18 protein-coding genes are annotated in these 17,910 nt (G+C 55.0%); 8 read left to right on the top strand and 10 right to left on the bottom strand.

The window, feature by feature from the left end; all coding sequences use genetic code 11:
• The first annotated feature begins 179 nt into the window (after positions 1 to 179).
• Positions 180 to 908: a hypothetical protein gene (locus ACHUE7_RS20310; RefSeq protein WP_394171682.1), complete on the top strand. Its 729-nt coding sequence runs from the start codon at positions 180 to 182 to the stop codon at positions 906 to 908.
• Between the two features lie 148 nt (positions 909 to 1,056).
• On the opposite strand, the gene ACHUE7_RS20305 is transcribed toward ACHUE7_RS20310, so the two are convergent.
• Both ACHUE7_RS20305 and ACHUE7_RS20300 read right to left on the bottom strand, forming a co-directional pair.
• Positions 1,057 to 2,157, bottom strand: coding sequence for a threonine aldolase family protein (locus tag ACHUE7_RS20305; RefSeq protein ID WP_394171681.1), 1,101 nt, complete (start codon positions 2,155 to 2,157; stop codon positions 1,057 to 1,059).
• Positions 2,158 to 2,246: 89 nt separating this feature from the next.
• On the bottom strand, positions 2,247 to 2,600 hold the full coding sequence (locus tag ACHUE7_RS20300; protein WP_394171680.1) for a rhodanese-like domain-containing protein: 354 nt from the start codon (positions 2,598 to 2,600) through the stop codon (positions 2,247 to 2,249).
• A gap of 290 nt (positions 2,601 to 2,890) precedes the next feature.
• Here ACHUE7_RS20300 and ACHUE7_RS20295 point away from each other — a divergent pair, with 290 nt between their 5' ends.
• Together ACHUE7_RS20295 and ACHUE7_RS20290 are read left to right on the top strand one after the other, a co-directional pair.
• Positions 2,891 to 3,853, top strand: coding sequence for a prenyltransferase (locus ACHUE7_RS20295; protein ID WP_394171679.1), 963 nt, complete (start codon positions 2,891 to 2,893; stop codon positions 3,851 to 3,853).
• Positions 3,854 to 3,884: 31 nt separating this feature from the next.
• Entirely contained in the window at positions 3,885 to 4,367 is a 483-nt protein-coding gene (locus tag ACHUE7_RS20290) for a DoxX family membrane protein (RefSeq protein ID WP_348474112.1), read from the top strand.
• Positions 4,368 to 4,446: 79 nt separating this feature from the next.
• On the opposite strand, the gene ACHUE7_RS20285 is transcribed toward ACHUE7_RS20290, so the two are convergent.
• Both ACHUE7_RS20285 and ACHUE7_RS20280 read right to left on the bottom strand, forming a co-directional pair.
• On the bottom strand, positions 4,447 to 5,523 hold the full coding sequence (locus ACHUE7_RS20285; protein WP_394171678.1) for a tartrate dehydrogenase: 1,077 nt from the start codon (positions 5,521 to 5,523) through the stop codon (positions 4,447 to 4,449).
• Positions 5,524 to 5,855: 332 nt separating this feature from the next.
• On the bottom strand, positions 5,856 to 6,326 hold the full coding sequence (locus ACHUE7_RS20280) for an NADAR family protein (RefSeq protein WP_394171677.1): 471 nt from the start codon (positions 6,324 to 6,326) through the stop codon (positions 5,856 to 5,858).
• A gap of 336 nt (positions 6,327 to 6,662) precedes the next feature.
• On the opposite strand from ACHUE7_RS20280, the gene ACHUE7_RS20275 reads away from it, so the two are divergent.
• The gene (locus ACHUE7_RS20275; protein ID WP_394171676.1) at positions 6,663 to 6,878 is read left to right on the top strand and encodes a DUF3185 family protein; all 216 of its coding nucleotides are present in this window, start codon (positions 6,663 to 6,665) and stop codon (positions 6,876 to 6,878) included.
• Between the two features lie 61 nt (positions 6,879 to 6,939).
• Here ACHUE7_RS20275 and yghU read toward each other — a convergent pair whose 3' ends face one another.
• Positions 6,940 to 7,779 (bottom strand): glutathione-dependent disulfide-bond oxidoreductase, encoded by an 840-nt coding sequence (yghU, locus tag ACHUE7_RS20270; RefSeq protein WP_394171675.1) that lies wholly within the window; start codon positions 7,777 to 7,779, stop codon positions 6,940 to 6,942.
• Positions 7,780 to 7,963: 184 nt separating this feature from the next.
• Between yghU and ACHUE7_RS20265 the strand changes: the two genes are divergently transcribed.
• The 3 genes from ACHUE7_RS20265 (at position 7,964) to ACHUE7_RS20255 (ending at position 11,410) form a co-directional block, all read left to right on the top strand.
• Positions 7,964 to 8,395, top strand: coding sequence for a heme-degrading domain-containing protein (locus ACHUE7_RS20265; RefSeq protein ID WP_394171674.1), 432 nt, complete (start codon positions 7,964 to 7,966; stop codon positions 8,393 to 8,395).
• Positions 8,396 to 8,444: 49 nt separating this feature from the next.
• The gene (locus ACHUE7_RS20260) at positions 8,445 to 8,867 is read left to right on the top strand and encodes a GNAT family N-acetyltransferase (protein ID WP_394171673.1); all 423 of its coding nucleotides are present in this window, start codon (positions 8,445 to 8,447) and stop codon (positions 8,865 to 8,867) included.
• A gap of 101 nt (positions 8,868 to 8,968) precedes the next feature.
• Positions 8,969 to 11,410, top strand: a complete 2,442-nt coding sequence (locus ACHUE7_RS20255; protein ID WP_394171672.1) for a S49 family peptidase — start codon at positions 8,969 to 8,971, stop codon at positions 11,408 to 11,410.
• Between the two features lie 68 nt (positions 11,411 to 11,478).
• On the opposite strand, the gene ACHUE7_RS20250 is transcribed toward ACHUE7_RS20255, so the two are convergent.
• Together ACHUE7_RS20250 and ACHUE7_RS20245 are read right to left on the bottom strand one after the other, a co-directional pair.
• Positions 11,479 to 11,772, bottom strand: coding sequence for a YciI family protein (locus tag ACHUE7_RS20250; protein WP_394171671.1), 294 nt, complete (start codon positions 11,770 to 11,772; stop codon positions 11,479 to 11,481).
• Positions 11,773 to 12,260: 488 nt separating this feature from the next.
• Complete coding sequence (locus tag ACHUE7_RS20245; protein ID WP_394171670.1) at positions 12,261 to 12,746, bottom strand: hypothetical protein; 486 nt, start codon at positions 12,744 to 12,746, stop codon at positions 12,261 to 12,263.
• Between the two features lie 116 nt (positions 12,747 to 12,862).
• On the opposite strand from ACHUE7_RS20245, the gene ACHUE7_RS20240 reads away from it, so the two are divergent.
• Positions 12,863 to 13,852, top strand: coding sequence for a transposase (locus ACHUE7_RS20240; RefSeq protein WP_394171669.1), 990 nt, complete (start codon positions 12,863 to 12,865; stop codon positions 13,850 to 13,852).
• Positions 13,853 to 14,210: 358 nt separating this feature from the next.
• On the opposite strand, the gene ACHUE7_RS20235 is transcribed toward ACHUE7_RS20240, so the two are convergent.
• The 3 genes from ACHUE7_RS20235 to katG form a co-directional block, all read right to left on the bottom strand.
• Positions 14,211 to 14,771, bottom strand: a complete 561-nt coding sequence (locus tag ACHUE7_RS20235) for a hypothetical protein (protein WP_394171668.1) — start codon at positions 14,769 to 14,771, stop codon at positions 14,211 to 14,213.
• 87 nt (positions 14,772 to 14,858) lie between these two features.
• A complete protein-coding gene (locus ACHUE7_RS20230; RefSeq protein WP_394171667.1) occupies positions 14,859 to 15,224 on the bottom strand; it encodes a hypothetical protein in 366 nt (121 codons plus the stop codon).
• A 380-nt stretch (positions 15,225 to 15,604) separates the two neighbouring features.
• Positions 15,605 to 17,824 carry a catalase/peroxidase HPI gene (gene katG, locus ACHUE7_RS20225; protein ID WP_394171666.1) on the bottom strand — a complete coding sequence of 740 codons (2,220 nt, stop codon included), beginning with the start codon at positions 17,822 to 17,824 and terminating at the stop codon, positions 15,605 to 15,607.
• Positions 17,825 to 17,910 lie beyond the last annotated feature (86 nt).

Genomic DNA, 17,910 nt, shown 5'->3' with positions numbered 1-17,910 from the left:
GCGCCTCTATGACCAGGTTCGCAAATCAGCTTAACCCGTGGCTCAGGGTAGTCGATATCAGGTCTCGCCGTACTCGAAAACTGAGATGAATGTTGTCGGGATGCGCATCGTGCTGCAGCTTTACTTCATTGGCGGTATGAAACACAATCAATCCAATGCTGAGTTAGTGGACATTCAGGATGAACAAGCTGTCTCGTACTTCCTTGTCGCTCCTGGTCGCCTGCCTGGGGCTGATGGCCAATGCATCTCAGGCAAGTTCAATCCGTATTGCCGCACCGTCTATCGATAATTTAGTGGAAGAGGACGGTTCCGGTATCTATCAACGTATGGTCAGTCGTGCCATAGAATCGCTGGACGTGAATGTTCAGACGCTGTTTTATCCCTACCGTCGTGCAATCCGCGCTTTTGACGCTAAAGAGGTCGACTGCATTTACAGCTTCGATGATGTGCTGTATCAGACCTATCAGCCTGACCAGTTGGTTTCCAGCTTCCCTTTGGGCAAGTTCAGCTTTCATGCGTTTAGGGCACCCGATAAACCCGCTATTGTTTCAGTTAATGAAATGGTCAACTTGAGAGTAGTTGGCATCATGGGTCATGAACTTTACATTGAGTCTGTGCTACAAGGGTCAGTCAGGGCTGATATGGTGATGACCGAGCATCAGGCTATCAATATGCTGAAACAGGGGCGCGTGGATGTGCTGATAGCAGCGCTGCCTGATATTCAGCCCTTTATTAGTCAGCTCTCGTACAGCCCCACCTTCAGTCTGTTTTCGGGCTACGATCGTTTGAATTGTCACAATACAGAGAACAATCTCATTTTTATAAGAGAGCTTTCGCTACAGTTGAACAGGCTGAAGAACGATGGGAGTTATGAGTCGTTGGCTGGTGAGTTTTTTGTCCCTTTCTGACTCGTTGCTCTAGCGTGTCCGGCTGCTGTGAGGCAGTAACCGGGAGACCTTGTAAGGGTGCCACTTATATAAATACCCGGGTGTCTGCTCACTCAGGCGATGCTTACCCCAAGCAAAGTTCCTGTTTCTACCTGGGGGTTCCGGTCTGCTATTGATTGTCTGTCAGCATTGCTTCACCAAACTCCCTGATCCATTCCTGCCATTGTTCCCGGGTAAGCAAATCAAAGGCGTTGCCAACGGAGATTTCACAATGAAGGGCATCATCATCGACCCGGTAAGGCGGTGGGATGATCCCTATCTGGTGCTGCTGCATCCAACGCACGCCTTGCTCAAGAAAAATTGGTGGATTACAACGAATGTGCAACCGAAACATATTGGTCTGGGGTACGGCTGGCCAGGTTGTTACACCAGGCAGCCGGTTCAATTGCTCGGCGAGCCAGCGCGCGTTATCGCGACGCTCGGGCATGGCGGCCAGGTGTTGCGCCAGTCCTTCCCTCGCGGCGATCACATAAGGGTACAGTGCATACAGGGTGCCACCTACCCGGCGTTGCCAGACCTTGGCGCGGGCAATGAAGTCCGCATCGCCCACCAGCATGGCACCGGCAATGCCGCCCAGGTCTTTGTAGAAACTCACATAGACGGAATCGAACAGGGCGGCGATGTCCGCCAGAGATTTTTCGTAAGCGGCCGGGCACTGCCACAGGCGGGCGCCGTCCATGTGCAGCTTGATGCCCTGTGCGCGTGCCCAGTCGCTCTGGCGCACCAGTTCATCCCACTGCGGCAGTTGGCCGCCGATTTCGCGCATGGGCAATTCCAGTAAAACAGCGGCCAGCGGGTCACGAGCGGCCGCTTTCAGATCGTCCAGCAACGGAACCCGATGTGATTCACCCAATTCGCACCCCTTCAGCTGCCACAAAACCTGATAGCTGTTGTGCTCGTGCAGTGCAACGTGGCTAGTGGCGTGCAGGGCTACATAGTCGGTTCGTGCCAGATCAGCCCAGATGCGCAGCGCCATCGGCTGTGCCATGGTGCCGCTGGGCATGAAGAGGGCGGCCTCTTTTCCCAGCAAGGCAGCGACCTCTCGCTCGAACGATTCGATCAATTCGCCACGGCCGTAATTGTCGATCTGTTCATCGTCGCCGGTGGCATCTGCCAGGCGCTGCAAGGTGGCTTTGATCGACTCGGGTTTGTGGCGGCTGGCGTTGATCGGGCAGCCGCGAAAGGTGGCTCGGTATTGGTCGACAGACATGGGTGACCTCTGAAGTAATCTACAGAGGTCGATTCTAGCGGTTTTTAATCAGGATAAGCAGGTCCGGGGAACGGCTGTGACCGGTTGTCTCAGCTTTTTTGCAGTGCATTGTATGCGTTCAATCCGCCGGCGATGACTTTGGCGTTCTTGTAACCCATGCTCTGCAGTGACGCCGCTGAGAGCGACCCGCGGTTATAGGCGTTGCAATAACACAAAAGCACCGTGTTCAAATCCGGGACGTTCTTCTCAATCACCATTTCCAGCTTGCCACGGCTGATGTTGAGCGAATTGGGGATGTGCCCTTTGTCGTGCTCTTCCTTGTCGCGAATATCGAGAGCGATAGCACCCTGGGCCATCAACGCATCGACTTGTTCTGGTGCGACTTCCTCGACCTGAGCGCGTGCGGCGTCGGCCATTGTTTGAAATTTACGGGTGTAGTCCATCGGTTGGTTCTCATTCGGGAGCTCAGTGTGATTATATATTAGATAAATCTAATAATAAACCGGTCGTCAGAGCGTAATGAGCCCTGCTGGCGTGGTACCACCCCGATAAACTGACCTGTATCAATGGATTGACTGATCCTTTTAACAGACTGCGCATTTTAGGCTACAGTGTTCGATAAACCTTAAAACATCCGGTAGTTGCTAAGACAGTGCGCTTGGTAGCCATAGGGTGTTTTCGCAATGTTCACAGGAGTAATCCGACCACCATGATCCCAACCTGGCCAGAAATAATGACCAAAATTCCCCGACTCGATGCGACGGACTGGGGCGCCATGGGCTTGGCAAAACGCTGGTTTGTCGCCACCCGGGCAGCGGTGTTTGTAATGACCCTGTTTTCAGCGGGTATTGGCATGTTACTGGCCATTCCGGCCGCCCAGTTTGATCTGATCAACGCCGCGCTCGTGTGCTTGGGGCTGGTGTTGGCGCACGCCACCAACAACCTGCTGAACGATTGGACCGATTCGAAGAAAGGCGTGGATAAAGACAACTACTTTCGAACCCAATACGGTCCGCAGCCGCTGGAAAATGGCTTGCTGACCGAGCGGCAAATGATCGGCTACATTGTGCTCACCGGTGGCGCTGCTCTGGCCATTGGCGCCACACTGGTGGTGCGGACCGATCTCACGACGCTGTACTTCATGCTGGCGGGCGCCTTCTTTGTGCTGTTTTACACCTGGCCGCTGAAATACATCGGCCTGGGCGAGCCCTCGGTCTGGCTGGTTTGGGGGCCGCTGATGGTGCTGGGTTCGGCCTATGTGGTTTCCGCAGAACTGACGTTGTTCCAGTTCTGGATCGCGCTGGTGTATGGCATTGGCCCCACCACGGTATTGCTGGGTAAACATACCGACAAACTGAAACAGGATCGTGCCAAAGGGGTACACACACTGCCTGTGATTCTGGGAGAGACCGGTAGCCGGAATCTAACGCTCGGGCTTTGGGCTGTGCAGTATCTGGTGTTGACACTGGGCGCACTGACAGGGGTGCTGAGCATCTGGTTTTTACTGGTCTGGCTGGCGTTGCCCCGCTTTATTGTCACGGTTAAACGGTTTCGCCAACCTCGCCCGCAGGAGCGGCCGGAGACAATACCCGAGGACGTTTGGCCACTCTACCTGGTTGCCTTTGCATTCAACTACAACAAATTGTTTAGCGGAATACTGGTGCTGGCACTATTGCTCAGCCTGGTTTTCGGCTAAGCCCTGACACACACAACAAAGGAGATTACAGATGATTGGAACCTGGCTTCGGGAAGCGACCGTCGCTTCCTACTTACTGACCGTGGCCCGACTCTGGCTCGGTTATCAATGGCTGATGGCAGGCTGGCATAAAGTGACCGGCGAGTTTAGCGCTGTTGGCTTTCTGCGCGGTGCGATTGCCAACTCCCAGGGCGAGCGCCCCCTGGTACAAGCCTGGTGGGCGTCTTTTCTGGAAAACTTTGCATTACCCAATGCAGCGCTGTTTGAATTTATGATCACCTGGGGTGAAGTGCTGGTTGGCCTGGGACTGATTGTTGGCGCTTTCAGTTTGCTGGCTGTGTTTTTTGGCATGGTCATGAATTTTTCGTTCCTGTTGTCGGGCGCGATCAGTGTGAACCCGCAAATGATACTGGTCAGTTTTATCCTGTTATCGGGTAGCCGAAACACAGGGTTAATTGGCCTGGACCGGTGGATCATGCCATTTCTGAGAACCCGCCTGCCCGGGTTGCGATGACAAGCGGTCGTCGACCGATCACCCAGCCCGGCCAATCACCCAACAGGTGTTTGTGCAAATGAACTCATGTGCAGCCGGTTCATTGAGTCGCAATGGCAGCTGCAATGGCCTTGCCCAACCCCTTGGTTGTGCCTTGGCCACCAAGATCGGGCGTCAGGATGTTTGGGTTGCCCTCAGCCAGGACGCTTTCAATGGCTTTCACGATGGCGCCACCGGCGTCATGGTAACCCAGGTGTTCAAGCATCAACGCCGCTGACCAGATCTGACCAATTGGGTTGGCGATGCCTTTGCCGGCGATGTCCGGCGCGCTGCCATGCACCGGTTCAAACATGCTGGGGAAGGTGCCTTCGGGGTTGATGTTGGCCGATGGCGCTATGCCGATAGTGCCAGTGCAGGCCGGGCCCAGATCAGACAAGATGTCGCCAAACAGATTGCTGGCAACGACGACGTCAAACCAGTCCGGGTGCATGACGAACTGGGCTGTGAGTATGTCGATGTGAAAGGAGTCGACCTGAACGTCCGGGAATTGCTCACCCATGGCTTTTACGCGTTCATCCCAATAGGGCATGGTGATGGCGATGCCATTCGACTTGGTGGCTGACGTCAGTTTTTTACGCGGTCGGCTCTGGGTCAATTCATAGGCGTATTTGAGTACCCGATCCACACCGATTCGGGTCATCACCGTTTCCTGAATTACAATTTCCCGTTCGGTGCCGGCAAACATTTTGCCGCCCACGCTTGAGTATTCCCCCTCGGTGTTTTCCCGGACCACAAAGAAATCAATGTCACCCGGTTTGCGATTCGCCAGCGGACTGGGAACGCCGGGCATCAGCTTAACCGGACGCAAGTTAATGTATTGATCGAAGTCGCGGCGAAACTGCAGGATAGATCCCCAGAGTGAAATATGGTCCGGCACGGTTTCGGGCCAGCCAACGGCGCCATAGAAGATGGCATCGTAATCTTTGAGCTGTTCAAACCAGTCGTCGGGCATCATTTTCCCGTGCTCGAGGTAGTAGTCGCAGTTGGCGAAGTCGAAGGTTGTTGTGGTGAGCGGCACAGCATAGCGCGCGCAGGCGGCCTTCAGGCTCCGCAACCCTTCGGGCATGACTTCTTTACCGATACCGTCGCCGGCGATGACTGCAATGGACTGTGACATGGGAATGCTCCTGACCTACAACGGTTGAATGGTGGGTTGATGGCACTGAGAGTGTAGCGGCTGGGTGCGAGTGGATAATCCAAGTATACTGAAAGCTATTATTGCACCAGAGTGGATAATCACATGAGCCCGCTAGACGATCTGGCCTTTTTCCGGCAATTTGGCCCAGTCCAATAGCCTGACCGTTACCGCCCGGGAGCTGGGGGTTTCCCTACCGCAGGCACACCCCCCAGAGGATAAGGGCATTTGCCGAGTTTCTGGCAACGGCCATGCAAGGCCGAGTACCGGCGCAGCCCGGGGTGGCTTGATCGGCGTGACACCGGCTAAGGAAACTATCCGGTTTCCTGTCGCAATTTCTCCCTGACATTCATAAGCACGGTTCCAAAGGCATTGTCGCCGCGCTGGTCGCGACCTGTCCCCCAAAAATAATCGTACATCGAGTTTTCTCTGATCAACTGGTCGCCGGTCGCTAACAGAGCGTGCGCAAACTCTGGGTGGGTATGTGCCTGGGTGTAAATCGCGCGCGTCATCACGCGGGTGCGCAAGGCGGGCCAGTCTTGCCGGGTACGTTTAAGCCAGCCCCGGCCATGTTTTCGGGCTTCATCGGCCGTCGCCGCATTGCGGATGTCGTCAAAGCGGGGTTTTCCCGGGTACTTCATGGCCTGGTAGTAATGTTCGGCCGTCAGCCAGCGATGACCGTCCAGATCAAACGGGCGCTCAATGGCACAGCCGAGCACCTCTTCGGTGTCCAGCCGGTTGATCAGGAGGGCATTCTCCACTGTCTGATGTTCAAACAAACTCATAATCCAACGGCTCCTGAAGCGGGGTGTGTGAGTGTACCTCAACATTGGGTCTGGCCGCGTGCACTACCACCAGTGTCTCCGGTAAACGCAAGCCGTTGAGGCACTGAAGTGCAGGGGCCTCGGGACCGATTTGGTGTTGACCGTCAGCGTGGGTGGTTATTCCTATGACATGCGAACGAGCAAAGGGTATCCAGCTTTTAGGCCTGGGCAGCCGCCGCACAGGCCTCGTTTCGATATTGCAGTATCGTGGCCAATGGAGCACTGTAGGGTACGATTAGTTGACGACTCCGATGACCGGTGTCAGCAACCTGCAAAGACAAAAATAAGGAGACAACCATGAGTAAAGGGTCAGGTCTGCCGCTGAGGGCAATCGGCATTGCATTACTGGTACTGGGCGCGGGCCTGGCATTCTGGGGATTCCAGTTGTCGGAATCCGTCGGCTCGCAAGTGACGGAGCTCATTACAGGCTCTGAGACCGACCGGGTCATGTTGCTCTACATCGGCGGTGCCGTGAGCTTTGCGGTCGGTCTCTTTCTGTTTCTGAAAAAGTAGCCTGTAGGGACGTCACATCATTTAGGCGTCTGGGGGCTATCCGGCCCCCCGGTTACGTCCTTCAGTCAAAGTCGCTGGCGTCATGCCGCTCATGCAGTTGCTCTTCCGGCTCACCCCAGGTGCGGTTAACCATCACACCCCGTTTGACCGCAGGCCGGTCGGCAATGGCATTCGCCCAGCGCAGTACATGGGTGTAGCCATCGGCTTCCAGGAATTCGGCGGCCTCATAGACCTTGTTCTGCACCAGCCAGCCGTACCAGGGCCAAACCGCCATATCGGCGATGCTGTAGGTCTCGCCACAGAGGTAGGTGTTGTCAGCCAGGTGGCGGTCGAGTACATCCAGCTGGCGTTTGACTTCCATGGTGTACCGGTTGATGGGGTATTCGTATTTTTCCGGCGCATAGGCGTAAAAATGGCCAAAGCCACCGCCCAGAATCGGCGCGCTGCCCATTTGCCAGAACAGCCAGTTGAAGCACTCTGTGCGCCCAGCCGGAGTGTCGGGAATGAAGGCGTTAAATTTTTCAGCCAGATACATCAGGATGGAGCCGGACTCAAACACGCGCTGTGGCGGGGTGACGCTGTGGTCCATTAAGGCGGGTATCTTGGAGTTGGGGTTGGCTTCCACAAAGCCAGAACCAAACTGGTCCCCTTCCATGATATTGATAAGCCAGGCGTCGTATTCGGCGCCGGCAATGCCCGCGGCCAACAGTTCTTCCAGCATGATGGTGACTTTAACGCCATTGGGGGTGGCCAGTGAATGCAGCTGCAGGGGGTGTTTGCCAACCGGCAGCGGTTTATCGTGAGTGGGGCCAGCGATGGGGCGGTTGATGTTGGCAAACTGACCACCGTTGCCGGGTTCCCAGGTCCATACCTTGGGGGGTATGTAGCTGTTATCGCTCATGGTTTCTCCTTGAATCTGAATAAGATGAGTTGGCATTCATATTCGAATGGTACGGGAGGTGAGGGCAGTCGGGTCAAAAGCAACGGCCCGGGCATCAGCCGCTGGTCGTTAAAAACGTTGAGAACGGCGATGAGGACTGAAAGAATGAGCCGTCTCTTGTCTGCCACTGAAAAAGGAAACCCCTGTGGAACGTCAACTCATCACCGACCAGTTTACCAACCGGATGGCCCTGGATATGGGCCTGGCAATTATCGAGCTGGCCCGCAAACGGGACGCCCGAATCGGCGTGTCGATCCGCCGGTTGAACCAAACCGTTTTCGAATTCATCGACAATGACTTGTCGGCCGACAAAGCCAACTGGATTCGCCGGAAAGTGAATACAACGCTGAATTTTGCCGAAAGCTCGCTGGCGGTGCGGCTCGATCTGGAGCAAATGGGTAAAACGCTGGCGGCTGACTTTGGTCTGAGCGATGATGATTACATCGCCAAGGGCGGTTGCATTCCGATTGTGGTGACCAGCGCCGGCCTGATCGGGACCATCACGGTCACCGGGCTAAAAGACGTGGATGACCACCAGATCATTGTGGATGCCTTGCCTGAGTTCAGGTTCGTCTGATGACTGTTCAGAATGATCTGCCGCGACTACCAAACAAGAGGGCGAGTTCATGGCCATTGAATACCGCATAAATGCACCGGTCAGCGCAGATCAGTTCATCGATCTGCTGCACCGGTCGACCCTGGCGGAACGCCGACCCGTGGACGACTGGGCTTGTATCGAGGGCATGCTGACCAACGCCAGCCTGACCATCAGTGCCTGGGACGGTGATCTGCTGGTGGGCATTGCGCGCAGCGTTACCGATTTTCACTACGCCTGTTATTTGTCGGACCTGGCGGTCGATGCCAGTCTGCAGAAGTCGGGCATTGGCAAACAGTTACAAGCCGTCACCCAGCAGCAGTTGGGGCCGCTGTGCAAACTGATTTTGCTCGCTGCTCCGGCGGCCAGCGCCTATTACGAACCCCTGGGCTACCAGCACAATGATCGGTGCTGGGTGCTTGATCGGGACGTTACCATCCGCGGTGCCCACTGAGATTTGGGCAATTAACGCTCAAAAACAGGACTTTCGTTACTATTTGCGTTTGGCGCATCGGCCTAAGCTGATGTCTGAAATCGCCTATAAGGACGTGAGCCATGCCCCGCCGATTAACGATATTGCCATTGCTGGTGTGTGCCAGCTTGCCTGCGATCGCTGAACAAACCGGTTTTCAACGGTATTACCAGCAAAACGAGTTTTCACTGGCATCGCCAGGCGCGATGAAATTCGGGTTGTACGGATACGACAACCCGGCCGGGTTGCACTACCTGACCGAAGGCGATGTCACCGTTAACTGGACCAGCGACGACGTTTTGTACGACGACCAGCGTTGGAACGCCACACTCGCCGCGCCGGGCGTGAGCTTCAGCTTCGGTCGGGATAACCGGGGCACAGGTTCTATCAGAGAATACAAGCTGGCGTTTGGCGGCGGCACGGACGCCAGCGCAGGTGGGCTCTCCATCGGCTGGTACGGTGGCGATACCGAAAGCCAGGACCTGCGCACCCATTTCACGCTTGGCTCGATCAACCGGCCCAATCGCTATACCTCCATTGGCCTGACCGGCAAGCTCGCCACCGATACGCAATACTATCAGGGCGTGGTGGACGTGGCCGTGCGCCCCTTTGGCAATGAAACCCTGACGGTGTTTGCCGACTACGCCCTGGGGAACGATGAAGACTTTGAGGACGGGCACTGGTCGGCCGGTGTTGCAACCGAAGTGATGCCGGGCATTCGCCTGACCGGCCGCTATTTTGACACCGAAACCGTGACGGCAGGCATACAAGTGAGCCTCGGCCACGCCGGTTTCAGCGCCCAGGCGCATCAGGTGAATGAAGGCACTGACTACCAATCGTATTCACTGCGCGTCGGTGGTTGGGACCGCAATGTGTTCGACGCCTGGTCGACCCGGGGTGACGACGTTCTTGAGCTGAGCCTGAACGACGAGATGGCCTACCAGACCTTCGGCTTGTTCGACCGCCGTCGTTCGCTGCTCGATACCCTGCGCTACATCGATGCTGCCCGTCTGGATGACAACGTTGGCAGCATTGTGGTCAACACCACGCGCATGCAGGTTCCCGCCGCCATGGCCTGGGAAATCAAAACCGCACTGGATGAATTTCGCGACTCCGGTAAGACTGTGTTGCTGTACATTGAAGACGGCGGCATGACCGAGTTGTTGCTCTCATCCGCCGCCGACGAAGTCATCCTGGACCCGATGGGCACACTCACGGTACCAGGCTTTGTCTCCGGCAGCACCTACCTCGGCGAGTTGCTGGCCCACTGGGGCATTGGCGTCGACGAGTTCCGCAACCTCGAATACAAAACCGCCTTCGAGAGCCTCTCGCGCAGTGACATGTCGGCCGCCGACCGGGAACAACGCCAGGCGATGATCGACAGTTTCTACCAACTCTGGCAAAGCAGCATGGCCGACGGTCGTAACTTGTCACCCGATGCGTTCAACCAACTGATCGACCGTGGCCTGTCGCTGACCGCAGAAGATTTGCTGAGCATGGGCGTGGTGGACCGACTGGCTCGCTATTCCGAACTGGATGACGTGCTGGAAACCGTGACAGGAACCGAACCTCGCCGGGTAGCGCCCGACGGGTTGCAAGTACTGCGCGAACCCCGCGACAACCAATGGGGCCCGGCTCACCGCATTGCGGTGGTGTATGCCACTGGCATGACCGCGACCGACAGCGGCATGCGCACCCGTGAACTGGCGGAATCGCTTCGGGAACTGCGCGAAGATGACGAGATTAAAGCCGTGGTGTTGCGTGTTGATTCACCGGGCGGGTTGATACTGGCGGCCGATCTGCTGGGCCAGGAAGTGAAACTGACCCAGGCTGAAAAACCCGTCGTCGTATCCATGGGTTCGCTGGCGACATCCGGTGGCTACTGGGTATCGATGCACGCCGGCACGCTGGTGGCTTCACCCAACACCATCACCGGCAGCATCGGCGTGACCGGCGTGCGCTTGTGGGACGACGGCCTGGGCGACCGATTGCACCTGAACAGCGATGCCGTTAGCCGGGGAGCCTCGGCCGATGCAACCGCAGGCATTGGCCTACCGATTGCCGGGCTTTCCCTGCCAAGCCGGGACCTGACACCAGCTGAGCGAGCGGGCATCATGCGCCGCCTCGACAGCTACTACGACGCCTTCGTGACCCAGGCTGCTGAAGCCAGAGGCGTCACCGTTGCCGAGATGCGAGCACTGGCGGCGGGCCGGGTCTATAGCGGCCGCGACGCCCTTAACGCAGGCCTGGTTGATGAACTGGGCAGTTTGACCCACGCCATTGACCTTGCCCGCAAACAAGCAGGCATCGCGGATCGCGACAAAGTCTTTCTGGTCGAAAGCCCACGCCCCAGTGTGTCTTCCTTGCAGGACTTACGCTATCTGGTCGATGTAGAAGGGGCGGATGCGCTGGTGTTCAATCGGGATCTGTATCGCCAGCAGTACTTGCAGGACTTGGTAGAGCACCGCGGCCAGCCGATGGTGTTGTTGCCGTATCATTATTTTGAGGGGTCGTTGGAGCAGTAGGGCAGTTAGCTGTTGTGGTTTGGTAACACCGGGCAATGTGTTTGCCCGGTGGTGCTGTCTGTTCAGGGCTACACAGTGGCCGTATGAGAAAATGCTTTCGACCAGTACAGCAGCTCATATTTTTGTCTTAGCCCTTTTCTGAAGAAAGGATCACCTTCTACTAACTCTCGGGCACGACCCTCGGACTCCGCTTCGATAATCCAGAGCGCACCAATTGGACCATCTGAGGTGGACTCTCGAAGCGAACCTGCCACCAGAATTTCTTGTTCATTTTCTGCTAAATAATTGAGATGTAACTGCATATGCTCGGCTCGAACCTCTATTCGAGTCGGATCATCAAATGTTCGGACTATAAATCGCATGGATAACTTAAACTCCTAGCGTTTACAGTGCGCGCGAGTTTCGAGTCGCAGTGCCCGTATTTGTTAGGGGTATCACAGCGCCCCAATTGTATTAAGACTACTCTGCAACGTACCACAAGGGAGCAGCGAATGAACCTTTTCATCAAAATCGGGAGATGGAGGCCCACCCCCTGCCAACTGGAAAGGATAAATGATTATGTCACCAACTACACTAGAACCAAGATCCACGATGCCATAGACCACTATTCCTGCAGTTGGAATTACTCTCTCATGTGACGCTCTATCTATGCTATTTCCTTGCCAGTCATGTCCGGACCAATAATAGGAACACACCAGACTACTCGTAGCATGGACAACTCCGTCGAAAGGCCTTTCTCCCCGTGTAAATGAGAGAGAGGAACATCCACAAATAACAGAGACTAATAAACCTATTAGTACGCTCTTCATCATAGCCTTAAAGCCCAAAGTGGCGATGCTACCTGTACTTCTTAGGTGAAGTGCATAACATAGAACTTATACATTAGCACCAGCTCAAAAAAGAAGACTATACCTGCTGAGTACCAGCCTGCATTAGCCATAAGTTTATTTGTGCCCTGATAAAAGGCTCGTTTAGATACATGCATCGAATAACCTACCAGTGCAGCGCCGAGGCCAGGAGACCAACTGAAGTTTCCTTCTGGGATGCCGAGTAAAACGAACCAAAGCAACATACCTATAATAACGACAGAAAGTAAACCCAAAATTACAGCGTGCACCGGCAATATTTTTGATTTGCGCTCATCAGAACCGGCTAGAGCTGCGATTGCGCCAAGCAAGAGGGTTAGATCAAAAGGAATTAAGGGTAGAACCTGCCATAGATTTACAGATTCAAAACCACTAACTCCGCTGAGCTTCAGAGCAACTAATGGGATATGAGCCAAACAAACGAAAATGCCAATCACCAAATTTATTACGAATATTTTCTTGAGGCTCATTTATCACCTATCATCTTATTCAGTTTTAATCTCAGCTGGACATTAACACTTGACCCCAAAAATTCCATCCAGTAGTTTATACAGCATCTAAAAGCGGGCCGTCAGGGTTAGACATTATGCCACGTTCAAGGAAAAGCCAGATCGCCCTAGAGGCGACTCCCTATTACCACTGCACCTCCAGGTGCGTGCGCCGCGCCTTCCTGTGCGGCCGTGATGAGCACTCCGGTAACGACTACGAACACCGCCGTGGCTGGATTGAGCAGCGCATGATGGCGCTGGCCAAGGTGTATGCGCTCGATATCTGCGCCTACGCCGTTATGTCCAACCACTACCACATTGTGCTTCACATCAACGCTGAGAAAGCCAAAGCCTGGTCGGATACCGAAATCATTCAACGCTGGCACACCCTTTATGGCGGCAATTTTCTAAGCCATGAGTATATGGCCGGTAAAGACCTGTATGAAGAGCAACTTAAAGTCCTCTCAGAGCTGGTAACAGAATGGCGTGAGCGCCTGATGTCGATCAGCTGGTTCATGCGAGCCTTGAACGAAGACATCGTGCGTCAGGCCAACGCTGAAGATGCCTGCACTGGCCGATTCTGGGAAGGTCGGTTCAAATCCCAGGCGTTGCTCGATGAAACCGCCCTGGCAACCTGCCTGGCCTATGTCGACTTAAACCCCATTCGCGCCCAAATGGCTGATACTCCTGAAACTTCTGATTTTACGTCAGTCAAAGAACGCATCAATGCGGCTAAAAGCGAACCTGAAAGCATTGAACCAAAACAGCCCAAACCCTTGTTTCCTTTCGTCGGCTACCCCCGCCAAGACATGCCCGCAGGTCTGCCTTTTCGGCTACAGGACTATCTGGAACTGGTTGATTGGACGGGTCGACAGATTCGCACAGACAAACGTGGAAGCATGGACCAGAAAGCTCCGCCGATTCTCGAACGACTAAACATCGATACCGACCATTGGATCTACAACACTCAAAATTTCGAGAGCCAATTTAAAGGTCTTGTGGGCACGGTCCTGTCAATAAAAGCCCAGTGTCAGCGGTTTGGATATCAGCGAACACCGGGGCTAGCGACAGCTACGCATCTAACTTAACCTAACCAACCCTACAAATATCCACTATCAGGACTGCCTGACGTTTTACTGTGCCTGAAAATCATGATTCTTGGGGCTAAACACCTCAATTAGTCGCGTACGGCCCTCTTCACCATTAACCACTGAGTTCTCTTTTTATTCCGAGACCAAAGCAGTGTCAGATGGCACTACGTTGGGTGTCCTGTCACTAGTTAAAAGCAGTGTCAGATGGCACTACGTTGGGTGTCCTGTCACTAGTTATGTCACTAGTTAAGTTACTGTCCGTTAAAGTGGTACAAGCTCATGGAGGCGAAGCCGCAATGGAGTGGTGGCCGTCGCCGTGACTGGCCTTGTTAGCTCTTCTTCACCTCTTTTCGATCTATTTATCCTCTAGAAATGACTCCGCCAGCACCGGGTATTTCTCTGGCAGCTCTTCGTAAAGAGGAATAGAAAGCTCCCGACACACTAGCTGATGGGCACGAGGGCGGACTGATCCATCATCTAGGACGCAAACTTCGATGTTGGCGGAACGGCTTATTTCTCGGACCGATATCGACTTGGCGACCTTGGCAAACGTGGCGGGTCCGTCAAGCAAGACGAAATCCTCGACGATACTCCTGCCATTGACTGAGAGAGCAAACCGGTCGCCCTCCCTAGACACACGGCGGTGGAGCCGGTATCGATTCTCATCGGTTTCGCAAACAAGAGACTCGCCGAGTTTCGGCCATTGGTGCAAGCCGTACTTGTCAGTCAAGAACGGATAAGGATCCAGTCCTTCTGGAATCCCGTCGTAGTTGAAGTCTACTGACGTCACGGTCACTTCAAACAGCGAGAGCTCAGGGCTACAGATAACCTTGAGCAACGCCTCGTCCCCCGCGCGGGCAGAAAGAGGGCCAGCGAGCGCAGCGAGAATTAGGAATGTCCGAAATGCAGTCTTCACATCAGCCTCCGAGCCTAACGTTTTGGTAAGTGGCGAGCGTCAGCGAGTCCAGCCCTGTAAGGGCGATACTTGACCTGGTTGTTAGAGCTAGTCCCCATTACCGCCTCCCCCGTCCATTCCACTTGACTCGCTATGATTATTCGAGGACTCGAACCCTGAGCCTGACAGGTCAGAAGCTAGAAGTAAGAATGGTATCAGTGGAATGCGCTTACGCTTAACTGTTTCGAACTCATCAGAAAGCACTCTAAATACAAATGCTGCGCCAATTATTGGCAGTAATAGGGTGAAAATCATTATTACGAATTTCTGCCACCATTCATATGAGTGTGAGGTAAGTATCGCTTTTGCGACTACAACATAGCCGTATACAGTCCAGAGGATGATCACTCCAAGAACGATTAAAACTAGCAATATTATAAATTCGTCCATATTTAGCTCTAACAGCTTATTCATCGTCTAGCCCGCCTCATATCCCGGCTAGGCTTTTTCTCAAAGTAGCACACGATTCGCTCGAAACCCAGCAATACAGGGCTTGTGCGGTTTATCCCTTGCAACTAACAATCGATATCAAAGCAGGAATAGTCGTCGCCCACGACGGTGATGTCCGATATCAGTGTCTTTGGCGACGCTGATATCGGGGCACATCTGGAATATGCGTCGCACCTTTGGCGTTTTGGTAACCTATACCAAATGCCCGACACTTTCTAGAATCCTGTTATTTATCGGAGACTTGATGTAGTAAGTGACTCTGTTTGAGTGATTTCCTATCGCGCATAAAAAAGGCCGGACGCCCCAGTAGGGCATCCGGCCTTAGTTTTTTAGCCTAGTGCCTATTACGCCAGATCAAACCGATCAGCGTTCATCACCTTGGTCCAGGCAGCCACGAAGTCTTTCACGAACTTCTCTTTCGAGTCGCTCTGGGCATAAACTTCTGCGATGGCGCGCAACTGGGAGTTGGAGCCAAACACCAGGTCTACCCGAGTACCCGTCCACTTCACCTGGCCGCTCTTGCGGTCCTTACCTTCGAACACATCGGCTTCAGACGATACTGGCGCCCACTCGGTGTTGATGTCGGTCAGGTTCACGAAGAAGTCGTTGGTGAGTTTGCCTGGCGTTTTGGTCAGCACGCCGTGTTTGGCCTGCTTGTAGTTGGCGTTCATTACCCGCATGCCGCCAACCAGAACCGTCATTTCCGGTGCACTCAACCCCAACAATTGGGCCTTGTCGATCAGCATTTCTTCGTCGGAGACGGTGAAGGCTGCGCGACGGTAGTTGCGGAACCCATCGGCTTCGGGTTTCAGCCAGTCGAACGCTTCGACATCAGTCTGGTCATCGGTGGCGTCGGTGCGGCCCGGTGTGAACGGCACGTCTACCGAGTGGCCCGCGTCTTTTGCGGCCTTTTCAACGGCTGCCACGCCACCGAGTACGATCAGGTCGGCCAGCGAGACTTTCTTGCTGCCGGACTGGTCGTTAAAGGCTTTCTGTACGCCTTCCAGTGCCTTGAGCACCTTGGCCAACTGATCTGGCTGGTTCACCTCCCAGTCTTTCTGGGGCGCCAGACGAATGCGGGCACCGTTTGCGCCACCGCGCATATCGGAACCGCGGAAGGTCGAGGCGGATGACCAGGCGGTGTAGACCAGTTCGGAAACCGACAGGCCGGTTGCCAGAATTTTGCCTTTCAGGTCGGTAATGTCGCTGGCGTTGACCAGTTCGTGATCGACCTCAGGCACCGGGTCTTGCCAGATCAGGTCTTCAGCCGGAACTTCCGGGCCCAAATAGCGGGCTTTCGGGCCCATGTCGCGGTGGGTCAGTTTGAACCAGGCGCGGGCGAAGGCGTCGGCGAACTCTTCCGGGTTTTTATGGAAGTGCTGCGAAATTTTCCGGTATTCCGGGTCTTCGCGCATGGCCATATCCGCGGTAGACATCATGATGCCGACCTTGGTCGACGGATCTTCCGGGTCCGGTGCCATGTCGCTGTCTTTCAAGCCTTTTGGCGCCCACTGTTGCGCACCGGCCGGGCTCTTGGTCAGTTCCCACTCGTAGCCGAACAGAACATCAAAATAGGTCATGTCCCACTGGGTTGGGGTGGGTGTCCACGCGCCTTCCAGGCCACTGGTGGTGGTGTCGCGGCCTTTGCCTTTACCGTGGCTGTTTTTCCAGCCGAAGCCCATGGCTTCAATGGGTGCGCCTTCGGGCTCGACGCCAACTTTCTCAGGGTCACCGGCACCGTGGGTTTTACCAAAGGTGTGGCCACCGGCGGTCAGGGCGACGGTTTCATAGTCGTTCATCGCCATGCGGGCGAAGGTTTCGCGAATGTCGCGGGCCGAGGCCAGTGGGTCCGGTTTGCCATCGGGGCCTTCCGGGTTCACGTAGATCAGGCCCATCTGCACGGCGGCGAGGGGGTTTTCCAGTTCCCGGTCACCGGTGTAGCGGCTGTTGTCTTTGTCGCTGGTGGCCAGCCATTCTTTCTCGGCGCCCCAGTAGATGTCTTCTTCCGGCTGGAAGATGTCGGCGCGGCCACCGGCGAAGCCAAAGGTTTTAAAGCCCATGGATTCCAGTGCGACGTTGCCGGTTAGGATGAACAGATCAGCCCAGGAGAGCTTGCTGCCGTACTTCTGTTTTACCGGCCACAGTAAACGGCGGGCTTTATCGAGGTTGCCGTTATCGGGCCAGCTGTTGAGCGGCGCAAAGCGCTGGTTGCCGGTGCCCGCACCGCCACGGCCATCGCCCGTACGGTAGGTGCCAGCGGCGTGCCAGGCCATGCGGATCATGAAGGGGCCGTAGTGACCGTAGTCGGCGGGCCACCAGTCCTGCGAGTCTTTCAGCAGGGTTTCGATGTCTTTTTTGACTGCGGGCAAGTCGAGTGATTTGAAGACTTCCGCGTAATCGAAGTCTTCACCCAGGGGGTTAGATTTTGGCGAGTGCTGGTGCAGGATCGCCAGGTTCAACTGGTTCGGCCACCAGTCCATGTTGGCGGTGCCGGTGGTCATTTTGGTCCGTGAACCGTGCATCACCGGGCATTTGCCGGCTGCTTCTGTCTGATTCGTGGTCATAACTCTCTCCGTCTGTGACTGTTTGGTTGCGTTATTCTGGTTATAGGGTCGTGTAACGTTAGTCGGGACTCGGTGAACTGGCCACT

Source organism: Saccharospirillum alexandrii, from assembly GCF_043641555.1.
GTDB lineage: Bacteria > Pseudomonadota > Gammaproteobacteria > Pseudomonadales > Natronospirillaceae > Saccharospirillum > Saccharospirillum alexandrii_A.
This window is presented reverse-complemented; position numbering and strand designations above follow the sequence as displayed.